General features: G+C 71.3%; 23 protein-coding genes. 19 read left to right on the top strand and 4 right to left on the bottom strand.

The genetic code is table 11. From position 1 onward, the window contains the following. Positions 1–173 precede the first annotated feature (173 nt). The 10 genes from rpsF to BLV01_RS00200 all read left to right on the top strand — a co-directional run bounded on the left by rpsF (position 174) and on the right by BLV01_RS00200 (position 8020). Positions 174–602, top strand: a complete 429-nt coding sequence (gene rpsF, locus BLV01_RS00230) for a 30S ribosomal protein S6 (RefSeq protein ID WP_091792987.1) — start codon at positions 174–176, stop codon at positions 600–602. Between the two features lie 22 nt (positions 603–624). After that, a complete protein-coding gene (rpsR, locus tag BLV01_RS00225) occupies positions 625–855 on the top strand; it encodes a 30S ribosomal protein S18 (protein ID WP_031372470.1) in 231 nt (76 codons plus the stop codon). A gap of 209 nt (positions 856–1064) precedes the next feature. Next, complete coding sequence (gene rplI, locus BLV01_RS00220; protein ID WP_091792985.1) at positions 1065–1517, top strand: 50S ribosomal protein L9; 453 nt, start codon at positions 1065–1067, stop codon at positions 1515–1517. 380 nt (positions 1518–1897) lie between these two features. Then, the gene (locus BLV01_RS00215; RefSeq protein WP_091792983.1) at positions 1898–3310 is read left to right on the top strand and encodes a replicative DNA helicase; all 1413 of its coding nucleotides are present in this window, start codon (positions 1898–1900) and stop codon (positions 3308–3310) included. Between the two features lie 66 nt (positions 3311–3376). Further along, on the top strand, positions 3377–3631 hold the full coding sequence (locus tag BLV01_RS25070; protein ID WP_139178339.1) for a hypothetical protein: 255 nt from the start codon (positions 3377–3379) through the stop codon (positions 3629–3631). A gap of 211 nt (positions 3632–3842) precedes the next feature. Then, the gene (locus BLV01_RS00210) at positions 3843–5345 is read left to right on the top strand and encodes an aKG-HExxH-type peptide beta-hydroxylase (protein ID WP_091792981.1); all 1503 of its coding nucleotides are present in this window, start codon (positions 3843–3845) and stop codon (positions 5343–5345) included. Continuing rightward, positions 5342–6523, top strand: a complete 1182-nt coding sequence (locus BLV01_RS00205) for an aKG-HExxH-type peptide beta-hydroxylase (protein WP_217633425.1) — start codon at positions 5342–5344, stop codon at positions 6521–6523. The genes BLV01_RS00210 and BLV01_RS00205 overlap by 4 nt, the downstream gene beginning before the upstream one ends. Further along, the gene (locus BLV01_RS26540) at positions 6520–6807 is read left to right on the top strand and encodes a hypothetical protein (RefSeq protein ID WP_217633424.1); all 288 of its coding nucleotides are present in this window, start codon (positions 6520–6522) and stop codon (positions 6805–6807) included. Before BLV01_RS00205 ends, BLV01_RS26540 begins: the two co-directional genes overlap by 4 nt. Before the next feature lie 118 nt (positions 6808–6925). Further along, a complete protein-coding gene (locus tag BLV01_RS25990) occupies positions 6926–7072 on the top strand; it encodes a hypothetical protein (RefSeq protein ID WP_168356357.1) in 147 nt (48 codons plus the stop codon). Positions 7073–7135: 63 nt separating this feature from the next. Then, a complete protein-coding gene (locus BLV01_RS00200; protein ID WP_217633423.1) occupies positions 7136–8020 on the top strand; it encodes a class I SAM-dependent methyltransferase in 885 nt (294 codons plus the stop codon). Between the two features lie 6 nt (positions 8021–8026). Here BLV01_RS00200 and BLV01_RS00195 read toward each other — a convergent pair whose 3' ends face one another. Further along, positions 8027–9487, bottom strand: coding sequence for an NAD(P)/FAD-dependent oxidoreductase (locus BLV01_RS00195; protein WP_091792979.1), 1461 nt, complete (start codon positions 9485–9487; stop codon positions 8027–8029). 295 nt (positions 9488–9782) lie between these two features. Further along, entirely contained in the window at positions 9783–10436 is a 654-nt protein-coding gene (locus BLV01_RS25985) for a hypothetical protein (RefSeq protein ID WP_091792977.1), read from the bottom strand. 320 nt (positions 10437–10756) lie between these two features. Between BLV01_RS25985 and BLV01_RS00185 the strand changes: the two genes are divergently transcribed. From BLV01_RS00185 to BLV01_RS00145, 9 genes are all read left to right on the top strand, one after another. Next, on the top strand, positions 10757–11038 hold the full coding sequence (locus BLV01_RS00185) for a glycine zipper 2TM domain-containing protein (protein WP_231784038.1): 282 nt from the start codon (positions 10757–10759) through the stop codon (positions 11036–11038). Between the two features lie 283 nt (positions 11039–11321). Next, complete coding sequence (gene alr, locus BLV01_RS00180; protein ID WP_091794546.1) at positions 11322–12398, top strand: alanine racemase; 1077 nt, start codon at positions 11322–11324, stop codon at positions 12396–12398. A gap of 253 nt (positions 12399–12651) precedes the next feature. Next, positions 12652–14307: a S8 family serine peptidase gene (locus BLV01_RS26690; RefSeq protein WP_091792975.1), complete on the top strand. Its 1656-nt coding sequence runs from the start codon at positions 12652–12654 to the stop codon at positions 14305–14307. 258 nt (positions 14308–14565) lie between these two features. Further along, entirely contained in the window at positions 14566–16254 is a 1689-nt protein-coding gene (locus BLV01_RS00170) for a S8 family serine peptidase (RefSeq protein WP_091792973.1), read from the top strand. Between the two features lie 221 nt (positions 16255–16475). Beyond that, on the top strand, positions 16476–17906 hold the full coding sequence (locus BLV01_RS00165) for a cryptochrome/photolyase family protein (RefSeq protein ID WP_091792971.1): 1431 nt from the start codon (positions 16476–16478) through the stop codon (positions 17904–17906). A gap of 184 nt (positions 17907–18090) precedes the next feature. After that, entirely contained in the window at positions 18091–19497 is a 1407-nt protein-coding gene (locus tag BLV01_RS00160) for a WS/DGAT/MGAT family O-acyltransferase (protein ID WP_175485713.1), read from the top strand. A 216-nt stretch (positions 19498–19713) separates the two neighbouring features. Beyond that, positions 19714–20436 carry a YiaD family glycine zipper/OmpA-like lipoprotein gene (locus BLV01_RS00155; RefSeq protein WP_091792967.1) on the top strand — a complete coding sequence of 241 codons (723 nt, stop codon included), beginning with the start codon at positions 19714–19716 and terminating at the stop codon, positions 20434–20436. A 276-nt stretch (positions 20437–20712) separates the two neighbouring features. Then, positions 20713–21381 (top strand): response regulator, encoded by a 669-nt coding sequence (locus tag BLV01_RS27085; RefSeq protein ID WP_305791388.1) that lies wholly within the window; start codon positions 20713–20715, stop codon positions 21379–21381. A gap of 446 nt (positions 21382–21827) precedes the next feature. Next, entirely contained in the window at positions 21828–24092 is a 2265-nt protein-coding gene (locus BLV01_RS00145; protein WP_091792963.1) for a PAS domain-containing hybrid sensor histidine kinase/response regulator, read from the top strand. 10 nt (positions 24093–24102) lie between these two features. On the opposite strand, the gene BLV01_RS00140 is transcribed toward BLV01_RS00145, so the two are convergent. Next, positions 24103–24531 (bottom strand): hypothetical protein, encoded by a 429-nt coding sequence (locus tag BLV01_RS00140; protein ID WP_091792961.1) that lies wholly within the window; start codon positions 24529–24531, stop codon positions 24103–24105. Between the two features lie 426 nt (positions 24532–24957). Continuing rightward, positions 24958–25674 carry a c-type cytochrome gene (locus tag BLV01_RS00135; protein ID WP_254782461.1) on the bottom strand — a complete coding sequence of 239 codons (717 nt, stop codon included), beginning with the start codon at positions 25672–25674 and terminating at the stop codon, positions 24958–24960. Between the last annotated feature and the right edge of the window lie 49 nt (positions 25675–25723).

The raw sequence follows: 25723 nt of genomic DNA, 5'->3' as shown, positions 1-25723 counted from the left end.
CTCGCCGCCTGAACCCGCCCGATTTGCGCCGCGCCCCGCGCACCCGTCATAATGCGCGGCTCCCCAGAGGCCCATGGCCTTTGCGGACCCTTGCTCCACCGGGCCGGACCACGGCCTCGGGGGGCTGAACGGGAGCGCCGTCGGCGTTCCTTCATCCACAAGGAATCACAGCAATGCGTCATTACGAAGTCGTGTTCCTGGTCCACCCGGACCAGAGCGAGCAGGTCCCGGCCATGATCGAGCGCTACAAGTCGCTGATCGAAGCCGGCGAAGGCAAGATCCACCGTCTCGAAGACTGGGGCCGCCGCCAGCTGGCCTACCCGATCGAGAACCTGGTCAAGGCCCACTACGTCCTGTTGAACATCGAAGTCACCCAGACCGTGCTCAACGAGCTGGTCGACGGTTTCCGTTTCAACGACGCGGTCCTGCGTCACCTGGTCATGAAGCGCGACGACGCCGACACCGAGCAGTCGCTGATCATGAAGTTCAAGGACGAGAAGGGCGACAAGCCCGAGCGCGGTGAGCGCCGTCGTCGCGACGACGACAGCGACAGCGCCGTCGGTTCCGCCGACAGCGCCGAAGACACCACCGAAGCCGCCTGATCCCTTCTAGGAACGCATTCCCATGTCCAAGTTCTTTCGCCGCCGCAAGTTCTGCAAGTTCACCGCCGAGGGCGTCAAGGAGATCGATTACAAGGATCTCAACACCCTGCGCCAGTACCTGACCGAGACCGGCAAGATCGTGCCGAGCCGCGTCACCGGCACCAAGTCGAAGTACCAGCGCCAGCTGGCCACGGCGGTCAAGCGCGCGCGTTTCCTCGCGCTGATCCCGTACACCGACAACCACAACGCCTGAGCAAAGCGGTTCGCCCGCCGAGCGGGCGAACTCCTTGTCTCCCTCTCCCGCGTGCGGGAGAGGGCAGGGGCGAGGGCCACGCGTCGCGAAACCCTTTCGCGGCCGAGCCCGGCGCCCCCAAGCGCCCAAGCGCCATCCCGATTCCAGCTCTTCGGACAGCGAATCCTGCTGCGGGCCTACAGGCCCGCTAACGAATACGGAGCAATCCCATGCAACTGATCCTGCTGCAGAAAGTCACCAACCTCGGCAACCTCGGCGACAAGGTCAACGTCAAGCCGGGCTACGGCCGCAACTACCTGGTCCCGCAGGGCAAGGCCGTGCCGGCCACCGCCGCCAACCTGGCCGAGTTCGAGACCCGCCGCGCCGAGTACGAAGCCAAGGCCAGCTCGCTGCTGGAAGGCGCCGAAGGCCGCAAGGCCAAGCTGGAAGGCGTCGAGGTGACCATCACCGCCAACGCCGCCACCGAAGGCAAGCTGTACGGCTCGGTGACCCCGCGCGACATCGCCGATGCGCTGACCAAGGCCGGGTTCGAAGTCGGCAAGTCGGAAGTGATCATGGGCGAAGGCCCGATCCGCCGCACCGGCGAGTACGACGTGCTGGTCCACCTGCACGCCGACGTCGAGACCACCGTCAAGGTGATCGTGATCGGCGACGCGGGCTGATCCGACAACGCGATCCGCGCCCGACGGCGCGGTCGCGAGCGAACGAAAGGCGCCGCGAGGCGCCTTTCGTTTGCGCGCAAGGCGCGGATCGTCTGGGTACCGGCGATCCCAACGAGCCGGCGCAGGGCCGATCCGTCCACATTCGACAAGGCCGCATCGAACCCGGCGGTTTCGCCGCCGTTCGGCGATGTTCGGTCAGTCTTAGCTACGTAGACGCGGCGGGCGCATAAACGACCCACCCGTTGTCCACAGCCTTTCCACTGTTTTGTCTGCAACCCCCTGCGCGCCCTGGCCGCTAGGATGAGCCCCCGGGCGACATCCCGGCCTCCCGCCGCAGGCCGGCCGCGACCGCGGCCGCACCGACCAGGATCGTCTCCCCGATGAGCTCACGTCCCGGATTCCGTGGCGAAAAACGTTTCGAGACCCGCGCCGAGCAGCGCATCGACCAGCTGCGCGTGCCGCCGCAGTCGGTCGAGGCCGAGCAGGCCGTGCTCGGCGGCCTGATGCTGGCGCCCGACGCCTACGACCGCATCGCCGACCAGCTGGTCGAGGAAGACTTCTACCGCCGCGACCACCAGCTGATCTACCGCGCGATCCGCGAGCTGGCCGAGCGCAGCCGCCCGTTCGACGCGGTGACCCTGGGCGAATGGTTCGATTCGCAGGGCCTGAGCGAGCAGGTCGCCGGCGGCGCCTACCTGATCGAACTGGCCACGACCACGCCGTCGGCCGCCAACATCGCCGCGTACGCCGAAATCGTTCGCGACAAGGCGGTGATGCGCAAGCTGATCGAGGTCGGCACCGAGATCGTCAACGACGGCTTCCAGCCCGACGGCCGCGACAGCAGCGAGATCCTGTCCAAGGCCGAGCAGCAGGTGTTCGCCATCGCCGAGGCCGGCGCGCGCGGGCGCACCGACTTCACCCCGGTGACCAAGGCGCTGTCGGAAGCCTTCGACGTGCTGCAGACGCGCTACGCCAACGGCGGCGCGGTCACCGGCCTGCCGACCGGCTACACCGAATTCGACGAGATGACCGCGGGCCTGCAGAACACCGACCTGCTGATCCTGGCCGCGCGTCCGGCGATGGGCAAGACCACCTTCGCCCTCAACATCGCCGAGCACGTCGCCTTCCGCACCAAGAAGGCGGTGGCGGTGTTCTCGATGGAAATGTCGGCCAGCCAGCTCGCGCTGCGCCTGATCTCCTCGGTCGGCCGGGTCAACGCCCAACGCCTGCGCTCGGGCCAGCTCGAGGACGAGGATTGGGCGCGCGTGACCGGCGCGATCCGCCAGCTGCGCGAGGTCAAGATCTTCATCGACGACACCCCGGGCCTGTCGCCGGACGTGCTGCGCGCCAAGTCGCGCCGGCTCAAGCGCGAGCACGACCTGGGCCTGATCGTGATCGACTACCTGCAGCTGATGTCGGTGCCGGGCAACCAGGAAAACCGCGCGACCGAGATCTCGGAGATCTCGCGCTCGCTCAAGCACCTGGCCAAGGAGCTGAACCTGCCGGTGATCGCGCTGTCGCAGCTCAACCGCTCGCTGGAACAGCGCGCCGACAAGCGCCCGGTGATGGCCGACCTGCGCGAATCCGGCGCGATCGAGCAGGACGCGGACATCATCATCTTCATCTACCGCGACGACTACTACAACAAAGAGACCTCGCCCGATAAGGGCCTGGCCGAGGTCATCATCGGCAAGCAGCGTTCCGGCCCGACCGGCTCGCTCAAGCTCAAGTTCTTCGGCGAGTACACCCGCTTCGACAATCTCGCCCACGACTCGATCGGCAGCTTCGAGTAAGCCGTTGCGCGCGGCGCGAAGCCGCGCGGCGTACGCGCCGGCATCGCCATCGCGACTGCCGTCGGCATGACGATTGTCATGCCGCGACTCGCGCCGCGACGGCTGGCCGCGCCGCAATTCCTTGTTGCGATGCAGCGCCGCCGGCGCATCCGCAATCGGCGCGCAGCGCCGCCCGCCGCGCGCGACCGCCTCGCGGCGGGCGATCGCGCGCGCGATGCGCGTTGTTTTGCCGCATCGGGCGTGTTGTGTGCGATCGGGGCCGCGAATCTGCGCGCGCATTCGACGGCGATGAACTGTTTTGCGACACGCTTTGCGCTTTGACGCGCGATGTGCCGCCGCGCGAGCGCTGGTTCGGCCGCATGAGCCGCATACAGAAAAAAACTTGCCGGTTTGCGATGCGCACGCACAAAAGCGCATGACGGCTTCTTGCTATAAGCCCAAAGGTCGGACGAGCGCGGCGCACCTGTCGCACGGCGCTCGTCGCGCACGCAACGACAACTCGAACGCTGGATTTCGCGAGGTAGGTCTTCCCATGAGAGATCTGATCAAGCAAGTCGACGCGGGCCTGCAGGCCCACGACGAGTTCGGCAATTCGCAACAGATCGTCCGGCTCAACGTCGAACGCTATCGATTCGCGCTGGCGGTGCTGGCGCGCGAAGACGCCGCGCTGCAGGCGTTGCTGCCGGCGCTGGATGCCTTGGACGAGCGCCGCGCCGACAAGCTGTTCGGCGACCTGCTGGTGCGCGCCGAGCTGGAAGCGGCGATCGAGCGCCTGGAAACCGGGGTCGCGCCGATCCACCAGGCGGGCTTGCTGGCCTGGAGCCTGGCGCAGTCGCTGGAACGGATCGAGCAGCCGCTGAGCCTGTCGGCTTCGGCGATGGAACGCAGCTTCGTCGCCGGCCCCGACCTCGACGGCCGCCGCATCTGGATCTGGGACCTGCCCGACGCGCCCGCGCCGGTCGCCGACGCGCTGCGCGAGGCGCTGCGCCTGGGCTTCATGCCCGGCGGCCACTGCGAGGCCGAACTGGTGCGGCCGACGCCGCAGATGGTGGCCCAGCTCGACCGCGCCTGCTCGTTGCTGCAATCGTTGGTGCCACAGGTCGCGCGCAGCGTGTTCGGCCACCTGCATTCGGTCGCGTTCGCGAACATGCGCAACGAGCGCGGGCCGATGCTGACCGCCTCGGGCGGCGACTCGACGCCGTGCATGATCTTCATCGCGCCGGAGGAACTGGCCAATCCCTGGGACACGGCGGTGCACATCATGCACGAGGCCGTGCACCTCAAGCTCTCCGACATGGTCCGCACCAGCGCCGCGGTGGTACGCGAGGACATGGTGAAGCTGCCGTGGGGCCGCGAGATCTCGGTGTCGAACTGCCTGTTCGCGTTCCACGCCTACGTCCACCTGCAGATCTTCCGCACCGCGGTCGAGCAGATCGGGCCGCAGCTGCATGCGGTCTACGGCGCGCCGGAAAGCTATCGCGCCGCGACCCGGCCGCATGCGATGTCGGTGGTCAACAACGCCTCGGCCGCGCCGTTCTCGCGCGGGCACGAACGCATGGCCTACCTGGCCCAGCAGTTCCGCACCCAGTGGTCGTACTACCTCACCCCGTACGCGCGGCGCATGGTCGATTGGCTGTGCGCGGCGATCGCGCCGCTGATCGACCTGTCGGTTTCGCCGCAGGCCGGCGCCGGCGGCGAGGCCGCGCAGGCCGCGGCCGGCGCGCCGGCGACGTCGGTGCATTACGCCAAGAACCCGCAACTGCAACTGCGCCCGGTCGGCGACCGCGGCATCCTGTTCGCGGCCGACCTGGCCCGGCCCAAGATCCAGAAGCTCAACACCGCAGCCTGGCTGATGTTCGAACTGTGCGACGGGCGCAGCGAACACGATCTCACCCAGGCCTATGCCGACATCGCCGGGCTGGCGTCGGAGCGGGCCTGGCAACAGGTCGAGCCGATGCTGGACAGCCTGGTCGCCAGCGGCATGATCGTGGCGCAGGGCCAGCGCGCCGCGCTGCGCGAGGGGAGGGCGGCATGAGCGCGTCTTCCGGGTCGACCCACGCCCACTCGCCGCAGGCCCAGCTCGTCGCCGCGGCCGACCGCACCCTCGCCCAGCATCCGAACTTCGGCGATTCGCAGCGCATCCTGGCCAAGGTCTACGCGCGCTACCGCTTCGGCACCGAACTGTTCGCGCAGCGCCTGCCGCAGGCGGCGGCGCTGCTGGCGCAGGTGGAGGCGATGCCCGACGCCGACCTGCGGCGGATCTTCTTCGATCCGCTGGTGCGGCTGGCGGCCGAGGATGCGTTCTCCGAACTGGAGAGCGGGCAGCTGGCCTCGCCGCATCGGTTCGAGGCGTTGCTGCCGCAGGCCATCGCCGCGTTGCCGGCGGGGCTGTGCGAATCGCACATGCTGCAACGTTGGGGCCTGCAGTCCAACGAGCATCACTGGATGTGGTCGATCGTCGGCAGCGACGACCCGCTCGCCGCGCAGTTGCAGGCCGCGTTCGACCGCATCTTCGCCGACAACCCGGCCAACCGCGGCGTCCTGTTGAACCCCGACGCGGGCGCGCAGAAGAAAGTGCAGGATTCGATCGCGCTGCTGTCGATGCTGCTGCCGAACTCCGGGCCGGCGGCGCTGCGCCATGTCGGCGCGATCGCCTTGCTGGAAGCGCAGTTGGAGGGCGGGATCGTGCTGTCGGCCGCCGGCGGCGACCTCACTCCTTCGACCGTGTTCGTCTCGCTCGACCAGCTCGGCAACCCCTGGGACATCGCCGGCTGCCTGCTGCACGAAGGCCTGCACATGAAGCTGTTCGACGCCGCGCGCTCGGTGTCGCTGGCCAAGGAGCCGGACGCGACCATCCAGGTGCCGTGGCGCAACGTGCGCTGGTCGATCGTGCGCGCGATCTTCGCGTACCACGTCTACGTGCACCTGTCGCTGTTCAAGGCCGCGGCGCTGGTCGCCGACCCGCGCTGCTTCGAGCTGTACGGCGACCCGCTGGCTTATGTGAGCCGGGCGCATGCGATGTCGGTGGTCAACAACGACACCGCCCACCGCTACGGGCGCTCGATCGACCGCGCCCGCTACCTGGGCGAGATGCTCGAAGGCGAGTGGTCGCACCTGCTCTCGCCCGGCGGGTTCGAACTGATCCACTGGCTGCGCAGCGCGCTGGCGCCGGTGGACGAGGCGATGTTCGCCGACGCGCGGGAGGCCGCATGAACGCACAAGACAGCGTACGCAAGGCCGACGGAGTGCGCTCGCGCCCGGTGCCGCAGGCCGAATGCCTGATGGTGTTCTCGCCGCAGTCCGGCCGCATCCACTGGCTGGCGCTGGACACTTGGCTGCTGTTCGAGCTGTGCGACGGCCGCAGCGTCGACGCGGTCGCGCAGGGCTATGCCGAACTCGCCGGCGACAAGCTCGGCGGCGGCGATGCCCGCGCCCGCGCCGAGCGCGGCCTGGAGTCGCTGCTCGGCAGCCGCCTGATCGAGGCGGCGCCGGCCTGAGCCGGACCCACCTGTTACGGCCCCGCGGCGGGCCACGCGAAAGGAGCGGTAGCAAGCGACGGCACGGATGCCGCAGCGATCGAGCAAGACAGTACGTCCATTCCACAGGAGAACGTCCATGAGCAATGAAACCAACCTGGATACCTTGAAGGACCTGTTGAGCAACAAGAAGGCGCTGGAAGAATCGGAAGTGACCACGGGCTCGGCCGACGAGCGCCGCTGGTGGCCGCCGTACAACGTTTCGCCGGCCCCGCCGAGCAACTGACGCCCGCGCCTGTCGCTGGACCTGCCGCGCCCGCAAGGGCGCGGCAGGGTTGGCGCCGCCCGCATGCAGCACGCCCAACCGCAACGCCCGGCGCAAGCGCCGCCCGCCGATCCCGTCGCCGCCGCGAGCGAGGCCGACGAGGCGCCCTGCGCCGGCGAGATCTGGCGTTCGCGCACGGACCCGGCCGAAGCGGTGATGGTGCTGCGCCGCGACGCCGACGCGGTCGATTACGCCTGGCTCGATCGCGACGCCGCCGACGGCCGCATGCCGCTGGCGCAATGGCCGCAGCGCTTCGAGGTGGTGCTGGAGCAGGCCGACCACACCCACGCCACGCCGGTGCGCCGGCACTGGCTTATCGATACCCAGGCCGAACGCCTGCGCGGCGCGCGCGTGCTCGAACTGGGCGCGCACACCGGCGGCCTGACCGAGGCGTTGCTGGCCCACGCCGCGCAAGTCACCGCGGTGGAGAACAACCCGCGCTGCGTGCGCCACCTGCGCGAACGCTTCGGCGAGCGCCTGGACCTCGTCGCCGGCGACATGCACCACGTCCTGTGGGACCTGGGCCAGGACCGGTTCGACGTGGTGGTCTGCGCCGGCGTGCTCTATCACTCGGCCCATCCGTTCCTGCTGCTGGAAGCGATGGCGCACCTGCGCCCGCGCGCGATCCTGGTCGACACGCTCGACGACGGCGTCGCCGAGCTGCGCGCGGTGGTGCCGAACCTGGTCAACAGCTGCAACTACCGCTACAACCGGCGCCCGGACTGCGGCTATTCGCTGGTGCTCGGCGAACGCCTGATCGCCGGCGCGATGGCCCGGCTCGGCTACGCCGCGATGCAGCGCATCGACACCGCGGCGGCGACGATCGCGCCGCAGCGCGACAGCGCCTATTTCCAGCAGTGGCGGCGCAGCCTGTCGGCCTGGTTCCTGCGCGACGGCGGCGCCGCCTGAGCCGGCTCAGGCCCAGGCCTGGCGGACCTGCGCGTAGTAGTCGCGGAAGAACGGCACCATCCGCGCGCGGTCGGCGGCGACGATGGCCAGCAGTTCCGGCGCCAGCACGAATTCGTCTTCGCCCAGTTCGTCGTACAGGCCGTTGAGCATCTGCTCGTAGAAGCGCGGAAACGCATGGTGCCAGCCCACCCGCGGCAGGCGGATGCCGTGCTCGGAGCCCATCGCCAGGTAGTGCTTGAGCGCTTCGGCGCGCGCTTGTTCGCCGGTGTAGAGCCGGATCGGCTTGCGCTCGGGCGCGAAGGTCTCCTCGAACAGGCCGGGGCCGCCGCAGACGCGGTCGGCGATGTGCTGGCCCAGCAGCGGCGACAGGAACAGGCCATCGCGGTAGGTGCCGGTCAGCAGCCACAGGCCCTCGACCGAGGTCGGGCCGATCAGCGGGCAGGTGTCGACCGCGACCGGGCGGTTGCCGGCCTGCCAGGCCACCAGCTGCGCCGCGCACAGGTCCTGGTCGAGCTGATCCAGCGCGCATTCGAGCAGGAAAAACATGTCCGCCGGCGAGGTCCGCAGCATCGGCTGGGCGAACAGGGTGTTGGTGGCGCCGACGTAGAGCCGGCCGCCGCCGCGCGGCACCGCGTGCAGGCCGCAGGCGAAGGCGCGGTTGGGCGTGCGCAGCACGTGCGCCTGCGCGCGCGGGCCGGTGTCGAGCAGCAGCGAGGTGCCGCCGCCGCAGAACAGCCGCGGAATGCGCCGCGCCAGCTCCGGCACGCTGTCGAGCACGGCCTGGGTCCAGACCCCGGCGGCGAGCACGACCTGGGGCGCGGCGACGCGGCCGCCCTCGCGCAGGCGCACGGCCTGGATGCGGCCGCCGTGGATGTCCAGGCCGGTCGCGGTGTCGTCGATGAAGCTCAGGTTCGGCGCGCGCTCGATCAGCGCGCTCAGCGCGCTCAATAACTTGGCGGCGTCGATCGAGCCTTCGTCGGGCAGGTACAGGGCCCGGCTGGGGCGGCAGTCCTCGGCCGGGGCGAGGCCGTCGATGCGGTTGGGGTCGAGCGTCTCGTAGGCCGCGCCGTTTTCCTCCAGCGCCTGCACGATGGCCGCGTAGTTCTCGTCCTCGATGATCCCGGACTTGTTGTTGCTGAAGACGATCGTGCCCGGCGTCAGCGCGACATGATCCTCGGCCGGCAGGGCCTGGTTGATGCTGTCGAGCCAGTCCGGCCAATGCTGCGCGGCGAGCAGACCCTTGGCGAGCTTGGCGCGTCCGGACGGCGTGCGCAGCAGCTGCGCGGTGACTTCGCCGTAGCAGCCCATCATCGCGCCGGCGGCGGCCGAGGCCGCGCCCGGCCGCGGCGCCGGGCCGACCACGGCCACGCGCAAGCCCGGATCGCGCAACCGCAGCGCATGCGCGGTCGCCATGCCCAGTATGCCGTTGCCCACCACCACGACATCGTAACCATCGTAATCGGCCATGCTCGCTCCATCGCGCGCGGGGCGCGTCCGTCATCGGCTCGGGTCGCGTGACCGCGTTCGCCGCAGACTCTCGCGGCAGGCGTGCGCGGCGATACGCGTGGATCGCGCGCGCCTGGGTCGGGCGACCGTACGCGAGCGGTCCTGCATCATGCGGGCGCGCGCGCGCCGTGGCGAGCGACCCATTGCGCAGAACGCCAACTCGATTACATCTATCAGCGCGGCGGCAGGCGGATGGCGGCGGGCATCGCGTCGCGTCGCCGCTGCATGCATGTTGCGCCGCACAGCGCCGCGCAACTCAGGTGCAGGGCGCTTCCCAGGCCAGCCGGCGTTCCGCGCCGGCGGCGTCCTTGACCACGAAGCACTGCGCGTAATCCGATTCGGCGAAGGTCGGCAGCCGCGGGCATTCGATCTGCCGGGCGTTGGCGTACAAGGAGCCGCCGCTGGCGCTCAGCGGCTGCAGCGCGCCGTCGGCGTCGGTGGCGAACTCGCCTTTCTGGCCGTGGCCGTCGACGCGGAAGCGCAGCCGCGGGCCGTCCAGTGCGACCAGCTCGGCCGCCATCGGCCGACCCCAGCGCGCGATCTCGCGGCCCTGGTCGTCGAACTCGACCACCCAGTCCGGCAGCAGCCACGCGTCGTGCAGCGGGATCGACTCGACCTCGGCGACCGGGTAGGAGCCGCAACCGTCTTCGCCCCAGTCGACCACGCGCGGGTCCTTGCTGCGCTTGTCGTGCTTGGCCGCGAACGCGAAGCGATAGGGCGGCGTGGCCGTTGCCGCCGCCGCGATCGGCGCGGGCGCAGCGGTGGTGGCGGGTACGGCAGGTGCCGCGGCTGCGGGCGCAGCCGCGGGCGCGGTCTGCGCCGCTTCGCGCTGGCCGCAGGCGGCCAGCAACAGGCACGCGCACAGCCATGCGATCGGGGTGCTGGTGATACGGGCCGCAATGCGGTCCATGCGCGGTTCTCCTGTGCGGACGACACCCGCGCGGGCGCGGGCAGATGCCGATCATAGGCGGCCGGGGCAGGGCGCGGTACCGCTTCGCGCGGCGCGCATTCGGCGACGCCGTGCACGCTCCGAGAATTCCGCCGCGCGCAGCGCACAGGCGCATGCGCCCGTTCAGGCTGGGGCGGCTAGCCTGCCGGGGCGATGTGCGGGATTGACGTCTTTATGACGAGTCCGGGCGCATCGTAGACATCGCCCTTCCAACTCCCTCGGTGAGTTATATGAACTCCACTTTCAAAACCATGATCGCCGCTGCGCTGGTGTCCTGCGTCATGGTCACCGGCGCCGCCGGCGCGCAGACCAAGTCGAAGAAGACCCCGCATTGCTACAACGTGGAAGTGCAGCGTCCCAAGCAGATCAAGGACCAACACAAGATCGCCGGTACCGCGATCGGCGCGGTGGCCGGCGGCCTGCTCGGCAACCAGGTCGGCGGCGGCAACGGCAAGAAGCTGGCCACCGCGGCCGGCGCGGTCGGCGGCGCGTTCGCGGGCCGCAAGATCCAGGAAAACCAGCAGAACAAGACCGAGACGGTGATCGAGCGCCGCTGCGACTGACGCAGCCGGCCGCCGCCGCAACACCGAGCCGCGCGCGGGCGACCGCGCGCGGTTTTTTGTGGGCGCGTGGTTTTGTGGGAGGGCCTTCAACCCCGATGCTTTGGTTTCGAAGACCCGCGACCTGAGCCGAAAGCATCGGGCCTGAAGGCCCTCCCTCAAAAGCCGGAAACCGCATGCCCGAAGGCTGCCTTGCTGCGTCGCTGGGCTTTGCCCATCCTGCGCGCAGCCGCCACTTCACATTCGCCTCATAGCCCGCCGCGACCGCGCCGCTAGAATGTGCGCCATGGCACGACCGACTTGCGCACACATCCACACCGACGCCTTGCGTCACAACCTCGCCCAGGCCCGCGCCTTCGCTCCCCGCAGCCGGGTGATGGCGGTGGTCAAGGCCGACGGCTACGGCCACGGGCTGGAGCGCGTGGCCCGCGCGCTGGAAGGCGCCGACGCCTTCGGCGTGGCCGCGCTGTCCGACGCCGACCGGCTGCGCTCGGCCGGGCTGTCGCAGCCGATCGTGCTGCTGTCGGGCTTCGACGAACCCGAGGACCTGCCGCAGCTGCGCCGCCTCGGCGTGGAGACCGTGGTCCATCACATCAGCCAGATCGAAATGCTCGAGCAGGCCGGGCCGGGCGAGCCGATCCGCTGCTGGCTCAAGATCGACAGCGGCATGCACCGGCTCGGCTTCGCTCCGGAGTTCGTGCGCGAGGCTTACGTGCGCCTGACCGCGGCGCCGGCGGTGGCCGGCGGCATCGTGCTGATGAACCACTTCGCCAGCTCCGACGAATTCGCCAACCCGCAGACCCGCCAGCAGCTGGCCGCGTTCGCCGCCGCCACCGAAGGCCTCGGCGGCGCGCGTTCGCTGTCGAACTCGGCCGCGGTGCTCGGCTGGCCCGATGCGCATGGCGACTGGATCCGTCCCGGCGGCCTGCTCTACGGCATCAGCGTGGTCGAGGGCCGCACCGGCGCCGACTTCGGCCTGCGTCCGGCGATGACCCTGTCGACCCGGCTGATCGCGGTCAACCGCGTGCGCAAGGGCGAGCGCGTCGGCTACGCGGCGACCTGGGAATGCCCCGAAGACATGCTCGTCGGCGTGGCCGCGATCGGCTACGGCGACGGCTACCCGCGCGCGGCGCCCTCGGGCGCGCCGGTGCGCGTGCGCGGGCAGGAGACCCAGCTGATCGGGCGGGTGTCGATGGACCTGATGACCATCGACCTGCGCGGCATCGAGTCGCCCGCGGTCGGCGACCCGGTCGAACTGTGGGGGCCGGAGCTGCCGGTGGAGCGGATCGCCGAGGCCAGCGCCACCATCGGCTACGAGCTGACCTGCTCGATCACCCGCCGGGTGCGTTTCGTCGAGACCTGAGCGCGTGCATCGGCCGCGCATCGCGCTGCGCGAGTTGTGGACGCCGTCGAGTAAATCTGCGCACAAAAAACACGCGTTTACTTGCATTTTCCAGGCGCGCACGGGACGAAAATCCGGTGCCGGCCTGGGTGTTTTCCCGGGGTAGGGTGGCACCCTCGCAGCCCCGTTTGGATTGACATCGGGCACGAACGATCGCGCCCGACGGCCGCCTCCGACCGGAGCCGGCCCCGTCATTCCAATCCCCGGGGGATCGATGAAGCAGAGCAAGTTGATGTGCGCGTTGAGCCTGGCGCTGGCCGCCACCACCCTGTCCACCGCGTCGATGGCCCAGGAAGGGCCCAACCCCAATCGCGTGTGGGTCAAGTTCAAGTCCGGCGCCGGCGCTGCGGCGAACGCCGCCAACGCGCGCAGCGGCCTGGCCGCGCCGGCGGACCTGGGCCAGCGCATCCAGGCGCTGCGCGGCAAGCTCAACGCGGCCAAGGCCGGCGATGCGCAACTCAACTACCAGTTCGACCGCAGCAACACCGCGGTGATGACCCTGTCCTCGCCGGAAGCGGTCAAGGCGCTGCGCGCCAACCCCGACGTGGAATCGGTCGAGATCGACCAGCCGCGCTACCTGCAGGCGCAGAGCGTGCCCCCCGGCATCGACCAGGTGCAGGCGCGCAACGTGTGGGACGCCAACCGCGACGGCGTGCTCGACACCGGCGCCGCCAACGGCTCCGGGATCAAGGTCTGCATCATCGATTCGGGCCTCAACAAGAGCCACGAAGACTTCGCCGGCATGACCATCACCGGCTACCCGACCGGCTGGGACACCGACACCTGCGGCCACGGCACCCACGTCGCCGGCACCATCGCCGCGGCCAACAACAACGTCGGCGTGGTCGGCGTGAGTCCGGGCAAGGTCTCGCTGCACATCGTCAAGATCTTCGGCAGCAACGGCTACAACGGCAGCAGCCACGGCCAGTGCTCATGGACCTACTCCTCGACCCTGGCCGACGCCGCGCAGCGCTGCCAGGCCGCCGGCGCCAAGATCATCAACATGAGCCTGGGCGGCCCGACCGCGTCCACCGCCGAGCGCACCGCGTTCCAGAACGTCGCCAACGCCGGCGTGCTCAGCATCGCCGCGGCCGGCAACGACGGCAACAACACCCAGAGCTATCCGGCCGGCTACGCCAGCGTGGTCTCGGTGGCGGCGGTGGATTCGGCCAACGTCAAGGCCGACTTCTCCCAGTTCACCCCGAAGGTGGAACTGGCGGCGCCGGGCGTGGACGTGCTGAGCACCTATCCGCTCAAGAACGACCCGCTGACGGTCGGCACCTCCAGCTTCGCCGCCACCCCGATCGGCGGCACCAAGCAGGCCAGCGCCAGCGCCGGATGGGTCAACGGCGGCCTGTGCCAGACCTCCTCGACCACCTGGCGCAACAAGATCGTGGTCTGCCAGCGCGGCACCAGCACCTTCTACGAGAAGGTCAACAAGGCCCAGGGCGCGCGCGCGGCCGGCGTGGTGATCTACAACAACGTCGACGGCGCGTTCGCGCCGGCGCTGTACACCGGCACCGCGCCGAACCTGCAGCCGGCGACCTCGACCCTGCCGGGCGTGGCGATCAGCAAGGCCGACGGCGAGTACCTCGTCGCCAACCTCGCCGGCAAGACCGCCAGCGTCGACGCCACCCCGTCGGTGGCCAACAGCGCCTACGAGACCATGAGCGGCACCTCGATGGCGACCCCGCACGTCGCCGGCGCCGCCGCGGTGGTGTGGAGCGCCAAGCCCACCGCCACCGCCCAGCAGGTGCGCGATGCGCTCGACGCCACCGCGCTGGACATCGACGCGGCCGGCCGCGACGACAACACCGGCTGGGGCCTGGTGCAGATCCCGGCGGCGATCGCCGAGCTGCAGTCGCAGTAAGCGCGCCGGACCCACGCGTGCAGCGACGACGGGAGCCCCTCGGGGCTCCCGTTTTCGTTTGTGTGCGGCGCGCGGGCGCGACGAGTGTGTCGCCGCGGCGTTGCGTGCGCACACATCGGCATCTAGGACGAGTCTGAAAGTGATCCGGCGGGGTAGGTAGGCCCCCCGCGCGTCCCGTTGTGGAAATCATCGGACGCGGCATTGCGGACGAGATCGCTCCAGCACGGAGCCGATTCCAACGACCGAGAAGGGGATGTCATGAAGCAGAGCAACTTGGTGCGCGCGCTGGGCCTGGGCCTGACCGCATTGGCCGCCTCCGGCGCCGCGGCCGCGCAGGGCGGCGAGGCGCCGCGGGTGTGGGTCAAGTTCAAGGAGGCGCCGACGGCCGCGACCGCGACCGTGCTGCCGACCGCGCCGCAAGCCATCCTCGACCAGATCGCCAGCGTCGTGGCCCGCTCCAACGAGCGCATGAGCGCGAACGTGCGCGGCGTGAACGAGCGCCTGCGCGGGCGCAAGCTCGGCCAGGCGGCGCTGCACCACCGCTTCGAAGGCCTCAGCCGCGCGGTGTTCACCCTGCCGTCGCGCGAAGCGCTGGAAAGCCTGCGCAAGGACCCGGCGGTGGAGTCGGTCGAGATCGACCAGCCGCGCTACCTGCTGCAGCAGGACGCGCCCGGCGGCATCGGCCAGGTCCAGGCCAGCGCGGTATGGGACGCCGATGGCGACGGCGCGCTCGACGCCGGCGCGCCGACCGGCGCGGGGGTCAAGGTCTGCGTGATCGACTCGGGCCTGAAGAAGACCCACGAGGACCTCGCCGGCATCGCCATCGGCGGCAGCGCCAACATTTTCGGCAGCAGCTGGGACACCGACACCTGCGGCCACGGCACCCATGTCGCCGGCACCATCGCCGCGGCCAACAACAACGTCGGCGTGGTCGGCGTGAGCCCGGGCAAGGTCTCGCTGCACATCGTCAAGATGTTCGACGGCGCCGACTGCAAGGCGGTCCTGTTCGCGTCCGACAACGTCGCGGCGGTCAAGAAGTGCGAGGCGGCCGGAGCCAAGGTGATCAACATGAGCCTCGGCGGCCCGAACCGGTCGGCGACCGAGGAAACCGAATTCAAGAACGCGGCCGACCGCGGCACGCTGGTGATCGCCGCCGCCGGCAACTACGCCGAGACGCCGTTTCCGGGCACGACCCTGGTGAACCCGCTGTTCTATCCGGCCTCTTACCCGAGCGTGGTGTCGGTGGCGGCGGTGAATGCGAACAACGTGCGCGCGAGCTTCTCCGAGTACAACAACCAGATCGACCTGGCCGCGCCGGGCGTCGGGGTGCGCAGCTTGGGGCTGTCGACCAGCGAACCGCTGCAGGTCGGCAGCGCCACGTTCCCGGCAGACGTCATGGGCGGCTCGGCCAAGTCCAGGGCCACCGCGGGCTGGGTCGACGGCGGCCTGTGCAAGGCCGCCTCGGCGGCGTTCAGGGGCAAGATCGTGCTGTGCCAGCGCGGCGAGATCAACTTCGTCGACAAGGTCGCCAACGCCAAGTCGGGCGGCGCGCTCGGCGTGGCGATCTACAACAACGTCGCCGGCGGTTTCGCCGGCAGTCTGTCGCCCGCCAGCACCCTGCCGGCGACGGGCATCAGCAAGGCCGCGGGCGAGGCGATCCTGGCGGGACTGGCGGGGCAGACCATGACCGTGAGCGGGATCGCCAGCGTCAACGACTCGTCCTATGCGGTCAAGGACGGCACCTCGATGGCAGCGCCGCACGTGGCCGGCGCGGCCGCGGTGGTGTGGAGCGCGCGGCCGAACGCGACCGCGCAGCAGGTGCGCGAGGCCTTGTTCGCCAGCGCCAAGGACATCGACGCCGCCGGCCGCGACGACAACACCGGCTGGGGCCTGGTCCAGGTCAAGGACGCGATCGAGGAGCTCAAGCGCACCGTTCCGGCGAAGTGATCCGCCCCCGGCGCACGCGCCGCGCGGCCGCGGCGCGTGCGCCGTAGGGTCGCGGCGATGCCGCCGGCGCGACACGGCCGGCGCGTAGCGCGAGCGCACCAAGCATGGGCCGCCGCCTGCGAGGGCGGCGGCCCGTTTCGCTTGCGGCGCGGGCGCGGCTCGCTGCCGGCGGCGGTTCTGCCTGCATACTGGGGTCCCTTCAACGGACTGTGCGGGCCTCGATGACCGCAGCCGCAACCCCCGCCCTGGTCTGGTTCCGCGACGACCTGCGCCTGGACGACAACCCGGCCCTGCGCGCGGCGCTGGAGGCCGGGTTCGTCCCGGTGCCGGTCTACATCCACGCGCCGGACGAGCACGGCGCATGGACGCCGGGCGCGGCCTCGGACGCGTGGCGGCACCATTCGCTGGCCGCGCTGGACGCCGACCTGCGCAAGCGCGGCTCGCACCTGCGCCGGTTCTTCGGCCCGAGCCTGGCGACGCTGCAGTCGCTGGCGCTGGCCACCGGCGCGCAGGCGGTGTTCTGGAACCGCCGCTACGAGCCCTACATCGAAAAACGCGACACCCGGATCAAGCAGCAGTTGCGGCGCACCGGCCTGGAGGCGGAGAGCTTCAACGGCTCGCTGCTGTTCGAGCCGTGGACGCTGCGGACCAAGCAGGGCGGCCCGTTCAAGGTGTTCACCCCGTTCTGGCGCGCGGCCCTGGCCGACTGGCGCGAGCATCCGTCGTGGCAGGCGCCGGCCTCGCTGCCGGCCACGCGCGAAGGGCCGGAAGGGGTGCCGCTGGAAGCGTTGCGGCTGCTGCCCAAGCTGGGTTGGGACCGGGCGTTCTGGCAGCACTGGAGCCCGGGCGAAGCCGGCGCGCGCGCGGCGCTGGAGACCTTCGTCGACGGCGCGCTGCGCGGTTACGCCGAACAGCGCGACCGGCCCGACCGCGTCGGCACCTCGCGCTTGTCGCCGCACCTGCACTTCGGCGAGATCGCGCCGTGGCGCGCGGTCGCCGCGTTGCAGGCCGAACGCAACGCCGGCAACGCGCGCGACGTCGACGCGGCGATCCGCGAACTGGGCTGGCGCGAGTTCGCCCACCACCTGCTGCACCATTTCCCCGACACGCCCGAACAGAACTTCAACCCGCGCTTCGCCGACTTCGACTGGGCGCGCGCCGCGCCGCCGAAGCTGGAGCCGTGGCAGCAGGGCCGCACCGGCGTGCCGATCGTCGATGCCGGCATGCGCGAGCTGTGGGCCACCGGCTGGATGCACAACCGCGTGCGCATGATCGTCGCCAGTTACCTCACCAAGCACCTGCGCCTGCACTGGCGGCACGGCGCGCGCTGGTTCTGGGACACCCTGGTCGACGCCGACCTGGCCAACAACACCCTGGGCTGGCAGTGGGTCGCCGGCACCGGCGCCGACGCCGCGCCGTACTTCCGCGTGTTCAATCCGGTGACCCAGTCGGAGAAGTTCGATCCCGACGGCAGCTACATCGCGCGCTGGGTGCCGGAGCTGGCCGGCCTGCCGGTGCCGCTGCGCTTCGCCCCGTGGCAGGACCCGCGCCGCCTGCGCCGCGAGGCGCCGGACTATCCGCCGCAGCCGCTGGTCGATCTGGCGGCCGGGCGCGATGCGGCGCTGGAGGCGTATCGCCGGTTGCGGGAGTGACCGCGGCCGGGCGCGGCGCAGTGGGGCCGTCGCCTGCCGGCGTTTTCCCCTCGTTCGCGATTCCCGACCCGGCGCGTTGACTCCTCCGACGCACGCATGATTCACTCGCCCGAACGCATCGGAGACACGCATGGCGAAGGCAGAAACGGGTGCAGGGCAGCGCCGGCGCGCGCGACGCGAACCGATGTCGCGGGTCGATACGGCCTGGCTGCGGATGGAGCGCCCGACCAATCCGATGATGATCACCGGGGTGCTGATGTTCGCCGAACCGATGTCGGTGGACGCGCTGCGCAAGGTCATCAAGCAACGCTTCCTCGCCTATGGCCGGTTCCGCCAAAAAGCCGTGGACACCGCCGCCGGCGCCTACTGGCAGACCGACGACGACCTCGACCTGGACTGGCACGTGCAGCACACCGCGCTGCCCGGGCGCGGCGGCAAGCGCGCGCTTGAACGCTTCGTCAGCCAGCTCGCGTCCAGCCCGCTCGATTCGAGCCGGCCGTTGTGGCAGTTCCACCTGGTCGAGCGCTACCACGGCGGCTCGGCGCTGGTCGCGCGCCTGCACCACAGCTATGCCGACGGCATCGCCCTGGTCCAGGTGCTGCTGTCGCTGACCGACACCACCGCGCAGCCGGCCAAGGGCAGCGACCTGCCGCACGCCTGGCTCAAGCAGGACGGCGCCGACGTGGCGCGCCGGGTCGGCGCGGTCGAGCGCTACATGAAGCTCGGCAGCAAGGCGGTCGAGAAGAGCATGGAGATGTACCGCGACCCGACCCTGGCGGCAATGCTGGCCAAGGAGGGCGGCGAGATCGCGCGCGAACTGCTGCACGCGCTGTCGCTGTCGGACGACCCGCCGTCGATGCTGCGCGGCAAGCTCGGCGTGTCCAAGCGGGTGGCCTGGGCCGAGCCGCTGGACCTGGAAGAGGTCAAGGCGGTCGGCCGCGCCTGCGACTGCACCGTCAACGACGTGCTGATGGCGACCGCGGCCGGCGCGCTGCGCAGCTACATGATCGAGCGCGGCGACGCGGTCGACGGCCTGACCCTGCGCGCGACCGTGCCGGTCAACCTGCGGCCGCTGGAGCACGCGCGCAAGCTCGGCAACCACTTCGGCTTGGTGTTCCTCGACCTGCCGGTCGGCGAGGCCAACCCGATCCGCCGGGTGGAGCGCGTCGCCGAGTGCATGAATAACCTTAAGAATTCACGCCAAGCCATTGTCGCATTTGGGCTTTTGGCCGCGCTCGGCATGGCGCCGGTGCAGATGCAGGGATTGGCGCTGGAGCTGTTCAGCCGCAAGGCCACCGCGGTGGCGACCAATGTGCCGGGACCGCAGCAGCCCCTGTACATGGCCGGCTGCCGGCTCGAGGAAATGATGTTCTGGGTGCCGCAGACCGGCTCGATCGGGGTCGGCATCTCGATCCTGAGCTACAACGGCCGCGTGCATTTCGGCCTGATCGCCGACGGCAAGCTGATCCCCGACCCGGACGAGGTGATCGGCCGCTTCGGCGCGGAGTTCGACAAGCTGCTGTACCTGGCGCTGATGGGCGACTGGGAGCAGACCCTCGACGCCGACGGCGCCGCGGCGCTGATGGCCTGAGGCCTGCGTGGGAGGGCTTCGGCCCCGATGCTCTTGTCTGAGGCGACCGCAAGGCGTCGGGCCTGAAAGGCCCTCCCGCAAAAGCCACAAACCCCGCGGGCAAGGGCCGCGCGTCTTCCCGGCCCGAGCCTGAACGGGCATCCGCCTCCGTCACTCGTCCCCCACGGCGGCGTGATTAGCTTGTGGGCGCCCAGCCCCAGCAGACGAGGACAGCCCATGAAGACCCAACTCAAACTCGCCATCGCCGCCGCGACCATGACCGCGCTGCTCGCCGGCTGCGCCACCGGCGGCGGCGGGTACTACGGCGGCCAGCAGCAGCCGTACCCGGGCGATCCCAACCAGCAGCCGCAGCAGCAGGGCGGCATGAACCGGACCCAGAAGGGCGCGCTGATCGGCGCGTTGGCCGGCGTCGCCGCGGGCCTGCTCAGCGGCAACGACGCCACCGAGCGCCGCCAGCGCGCGTTGATCGGCGCCGGCGTCGGCGGCCTCGCCGGCGGCGCGATCGGCAACTACCAGGACCGCCAGGAACGCGCGCTGCGCGAGCGCATGCAGGGCACCGGCGTGGACGTGATCCGCCAGGGCGACAACATCACCCTGAACATGCCCAGCAACATCACCTTCGCCTTCAACAGCGCCAACCTCGATCCGAAGTTCGATCCGGTGCTCGACAACGTCGCCAGCACCCTGACCGAGTACAACCAGACCATCGTCGAGGTCGCCGGCCACACCGACAGCGTCGGCACCGACGCGGTCAACCAGCGCCTGTCCGAACAGCGCGCCGCCTCGGTCGGCAATTATCTGATGTCCAAGGGCCTGGTGCGCGACCGCTTCATCCTCACCGGCGCCGGCAAGACCCGGCCGATCGCCAGCAACGACACCGAGGCCGGCCGCGCCCAGAACCGCCGCGTCGAGATCACCCTGGTGCCGGTGCGCTCCTGAACGAGCATCCCTGACCCCCGCGCCGCGACGCTCGCGGCGCCTGCATTCGCGATCGGGCCGCCCAGTGCGGCCCGATCTTTTTGCGCCTGAATTTCGCCTGCATTTCGCCTGCATCGCCCCGCGCGGGCGGCGCCTGCCGATGCGGCGGCCGAAGCGGATCCCGCGCCGCCAGGCCCGGCCGCCGCGGCGCGACGAACGTGCGCCATGTCCGTCCCGCGCACGTTTTGTCCGCCTAAGCATGCTCACGGCGAAAGGCTGTTCAGGAGGAACGCCACCGTGAACGAGCTGCCCGATCATCCGCGCGAGCCCTTGCGCATCGCCTTGTCCGACGACCATCCGGTGGTGCGCGCCGGCGTGCGCGCCTTGCTCGATGCTGGAAGCGGCGGCGCCTGGACGGTGGTGGCCGAAGCCGCCGGCGCCGACGAACTGCTGGGCCTGCTGGCGGTCACGCCGCTGGACCTGCTGATCACCGATTTTTCCATGCCCGGCAGCCGCGCCGGCGACGGCCTGACCCTGCTCGGGCTGATCCGCCGCCGTCATCCGCAACTGCCGGTGATCGTGCTGACCATGATCGGCAACGCGCCGATGCTGCGTTCGATCGCCGACACCGGCGTCGCCGGCCTGCTCGACAAGGCCGCGGCCGCGGCCGAACTGACCCAGGCGGTGTCCGCGGTGACCCACGGGCAGCGCTACTACAGCCACGCCTTGTCGGCCCTGCTGGACCCGGCGGCCGCGCTCGCGCGCGCCGGGCTCGCGCTGTCGCCGCGCGAGGCCGAGGTGATGCGGTTGTTCGTCGCCGGCCACAGCGTGTCGCAGATCGCCGCGCAATTGCACCGCAGCAAGCAGACCATCAGCCGGCAGAAGACCGATGCGATGGCCAAGCTGGGGCTGCGCAACGATCGCGAGATCTACGAATACGCTCGCAGCGAAGGCCTGCTGTCCTGAACCCGGCCGGCGCCCGAGCGGCAGGCGTCGATGCGGGCCCACGCGCGCGGCTGCGCCGGCTGGCCGCGTGGGCGCTGGCGGCGCTCGCGCTGGCGGGTTCGGCGCAGGCGCGCGCCTGCAGTTCCGAGCCGGGGCAGGTCACGGCGCCGAGCGCGCTTGAGGCCGGCCGAGCGAGGTTCGACGGCGCCGGCACAAACATCGACGAGCGCGCTGCCGAAGCGCGTGCCGCAACCAAGCGAATCGGCGAAAAAGTCGCCGCAGCGCGCGCCGCGCCAGGCGCGGCTCGGTCGCCCGCGCAGGACGCCGCCGGCCCGGCCGCGGGTCCGCTGGCCGCCGCCGGCCCCGGCATCTCGGCAGGGCAGAGCGAGCGCCGGCCCGACGGCGCGCCGCAGGCCGAGCGCCAGCGCATCCGCGACCGCGGCACCGCCACCCGCTACCGTTACGGCGTGCCTTGGAACCGGGTGCTGGTGATCGTGTCGGTGGCGCTGCTGACGATCAACCTGATCGCCGTGCTCCACCTGCGCCTGCGCCGCGAATCGCGCCGGCGCGAAGCGGCCGACCGCAAGCTGCGCGAGGTCGCGCGCAACCTGCCGGGCGTGGTGTTCAAGGCGCAGCGCGCCGCCAACGGGCAGATCCGTTTCCCTTACCTGACCGGGCGCCCGGAGTTGCTGTTCGGCATCGGCGCCGAGCGCGCGGCGGTGGATTCGCGTTCGCTGTTCGCGCGCGTGCACCGCGACGACCTGCCGCGGCTGCGCCAGGCGATCCGCGCCGCGACCCGGGCCATGAGCGGACTGCATGCCGACTTCCGCGTGCACGGCGACGACGGCCAATGGCGCTGGGTGCGGGTCAGCGCGCTGCCGCGGCCGCTGCAGCCCGGCGAGGACAGCGGCCAGGCCGGCTACACCGGATACTTCGTCGAGGTCACCGACGTGCACGTGCAGGCCCTGGCGCTGGCCCGGGCCAAGGAGCAGGCCGAGGCCGCGACCCGCGCCAAGTCGCATTTCCTGGCGACGATGAGCCACGAGATCCGCACGCCGATGGCCGGACTGGTCGGCATGCTGGAACTGCTGCAGCGCTCGCCGCTGGACGCCGACCAGCAGGCGCTGCTGGGCTACATGCACGAATCGGCGCAGAGCCTGCAGGCCTTGGTCGGCGACATCCTCGACGTGTCCAGGATCGAAGCCGGGCAGCTGCGCATCGAATGGGCGCCGCTGCAGCCGCGCGGGCTCGCCGACGCGGTCGCGATGCACGCCGCCGCGGACTGCCGCAACCGCGGCCTGCGCCTGGACCTGCGGGTCGACGCGGCGGTGCCCGACAGCGTGCTCGGCGATGCCGCGCGGCTGCGCCAGGTGCTGCTGAACCTGCTCGGCAATGCGGTCAAGTTCACCGAGAGCGGCGGGGTGTGGCTGGAGATGCGGGTGCGCGCGGCCAAGCTGACGATCGAGGTCGGCGACACCGGCATCGGCATGAGCCCGGCGCAACTGCGGCGCGCGTTCGAGCCGTTCCGGCAGGGCGAGGACAGCACCTCGCGCCGTTACGGCGGGACCGGCCTGGGGCTGTCGATCTGCCGGCAACTGGTCGAGTTGATGGGCGGGCGCATCCGCCTGGACAGCCGGGTCGGGCAGGGCACGCGGGCGACGGTGGAACTGCCGCTGCGCGTGGCGGTGGCCGCCGCGACCGAGCCGGCGGCCGCGCCGGCGCCGCTGCGGGTGGCGGTGCGGCTGGCCGATCCGCGCCGCGCCGACGCCTTGCGCCAATGGCTGGCGGCGCTGCGCCAGCGCCCGGCGATGGCGGGCGAACGCGCCGACCTGAGTTTCGAGGACGGCGAGCGCCCCGGCCAGCTGCGGATGCGCCGCGAGGATCGCGACGGCGGCTCGCAGAGTTATGCGGTGCACGCCGATCCCTTGTTGTTCCTGCATGTGCGGCGCGCCTGCGAATGGGCGCGCGACCCGGCCAGCCTCGCGCCGGCCGCGGCCGCCGCGCGCGCGGCGCGCGCAGCGGTTCCCGAGCCGGGAACGGTGCGGATCCTGGTGGCCGAGGACAGCCCGATCAACCGCGAGCTGATCCGGCGCCAGCTGCTCGAACTCGGCCACGCCAGCCGGGTCTGCGCGAGCGGCCGCGAGGCGCTGGCGGCGCTGCGCGAGGGCCGCTTCGACCTGCTGTTGAGCGATTGCCAGATGCCCGAGCCGGACGGCTACCAACTGGCCCGCGCGATCCGCGCCGAGGAAGCGCGCAGCGGCGGCGCGCGCCTGCCGATCGTGGCGGTCACCGCCAGCGCCTTGCCCGAGCAACTGGAACGCTGCCGCGCGGCCGGCATGGACGATTGCCTGGTCAAGCCGGTGCGGCTGGGCGAGCTGGAGCGGGCGCTGCGGCGCTGGTTGCCGGCGGCGGCGCCGGCGCCGGTGCCGGCCGAACCCGACCGCTCGGGCCTGCGCGCGGTGCTGCCGTTGTTGCTGCGCGAGTTGCCGCGCGAGCGCGAGGGCATCGCCGAGGCGTTGCAGGCCGAAGACGCGGTCGCGCTGGCGGCGGCGCTGCATCGCTGCGCCGGCGCCATCGCCTTGTACGACAGCCATGCGGCGGCGCGCGCGCAGGCGCTGGAACTGCAACTGGCGCAGCGGCCGTTGCCGGAATCGGCCGCTGCGGTGGCGACCTTGCTGGAAGAACTGGCCGGGCTGCAGCGACGCTGGGAGTCGCTGGCCGTGCAGGCCTAGCGGCGGCGGTTCAGTGGCGTGCGCCGCCGGCGTCGGCGACGACGTTGAGCGCGGGCGGCGGGTCGATCGCCAGCTCTTTCTCCAGCTCTTCGCGGAACTGCTCGGAGCTCAGACCGCGCTCGGCCAGTTCCTGGTCGGCGGCGCGGCGCAGCGCGCTGGAGCAGCCCAGGTTGACCTGGCGGCCTTCGCGCCGGTGCAGCGACGCGGCGCGTTCGAGCAGGGCCAGCACCCGCGCCGCGCTGTCGGAGCCGCCGACGATGCGGCCGCCCAGGCCGAGAGTCCATTCGCCGTCGCGACGGACGATGCCGCCGAGCAGCTGGCCCTGGGCGTCGCGCAGTTCGGCGTGCGGCTCGATGCTGGCGCCCACCGCCGCGACCGGGCGGGCGCGGGCGAGTTTGCGCTTCTTGGCGTCGCGACGGGCCTTGGAGTTGATCGACATGGCTGGCTCCTCGGCCGCGATGATGGCTTCAGCGACATCATAGCCGCGCGCTTGCAGCGGCCCAAGCCGAGCGCGGCGGCGGGGGAGTGCGACGCAGTGCGCGGTTCAGCGAGTGCGCGGCAGCCGGGGAAAAGCATCGGGCCTGAAGGCCCTGCCACGACGGCGGCAAGCGGCGAGGCCGCAGGGCGTCTACCGGAGCGAGCGGCGACGGGTTCGCTGGTCTGCAAGCATCGAGAAACGGCGGGTTCGAATGTCTTCGCGCCAGCGCAGAAGGATCGGGACTCGGGCCCGCTGGAAGCGCAACCGCGGCGTTGCCGGGGATCGGTCGTGGCGCGTGGAAGGGCCTTCGGGGCGGCGCTTGGGTTCGGCTTTGCCGCAATCCCGCCAGGCCGGCTCCGCCGCGAAGCGGAGCCGGCCGTCGTCGGGTCAGTGCTGGTGCGGTTGGCCGTCGGCGTGCCGGTGCGCGCGCTCGGCGGGCGGCGCGGTGGGCGCATCGGGCCGGGCGCGGTCCGGCTCGGGCGCATGCGCATCGTCGTGCGCATGCGCCGGTCCGTCGCCGGAGCCGCCATCGCCGGCGTCGTGGCCATGGCCTTCGCCCGCGGCAGGCCCGTCGTGCGCATGCCCGCCCAGGGCGCCATGCCCGGACGCGTCCTCGCCGCCGCCGTGCGAATGTCCGTCGCTGCGCGCGACCAGTTCGCGATAGCCCTGCGCGTCCAGCGTGGGCAGCCGGCCGAGGAAGCCGACCAGGTCCCACAGGTGGGCGTCGTCCATGCTGCCGCCCCAGGCCGGCATGCCCGAGGCCTTGATGCCGTGCTTGATCGTCCAGAACGCGGACGCGGCATCGACTTCGCGCTGCGACAGGTTCGGCGGCGCCGGATACAGGCCGCGCGACAACTCGCTGGGGCCGGCGCCCGGGGTCAGATGGCAGCCCGCGCACATCGCCGCGTAGTTGCCGGCGCCGCGACGCACGCGTTCGGCGTCGTCGAGATCGGCCGGCACCGCCAGCGCGCCCGCGCGCGCCGCCACCGAACGCTCGCGCGCGTACTCGAGCACGGCGTACACCGACCGCGTGTGCGGCGCGTCGGCGCCGACGTCATAGACGCCGGACCACAGCGTCGCGGCGCCGAGCGCGCCCGCGCCCAAGAGCGCGCCGCCAGCCACAGGCCGGTTCTAAGCAATGCGTTCATCGCTG

It is taken from the genome of Lysobacter sp. yr284 (assembly GCF_900107375.1).
Classification (GTDB): domain Bacteria; phylum Pseudomonadota; class Gammaproteobacteria; order Xanthomonadales; family Xanthomonadaceae; genus Lysobacter.
Note: the sequence above shows the minus strand (reverse complement) of the source record. Positions and strands in the feature narration are given on the sequence as shown.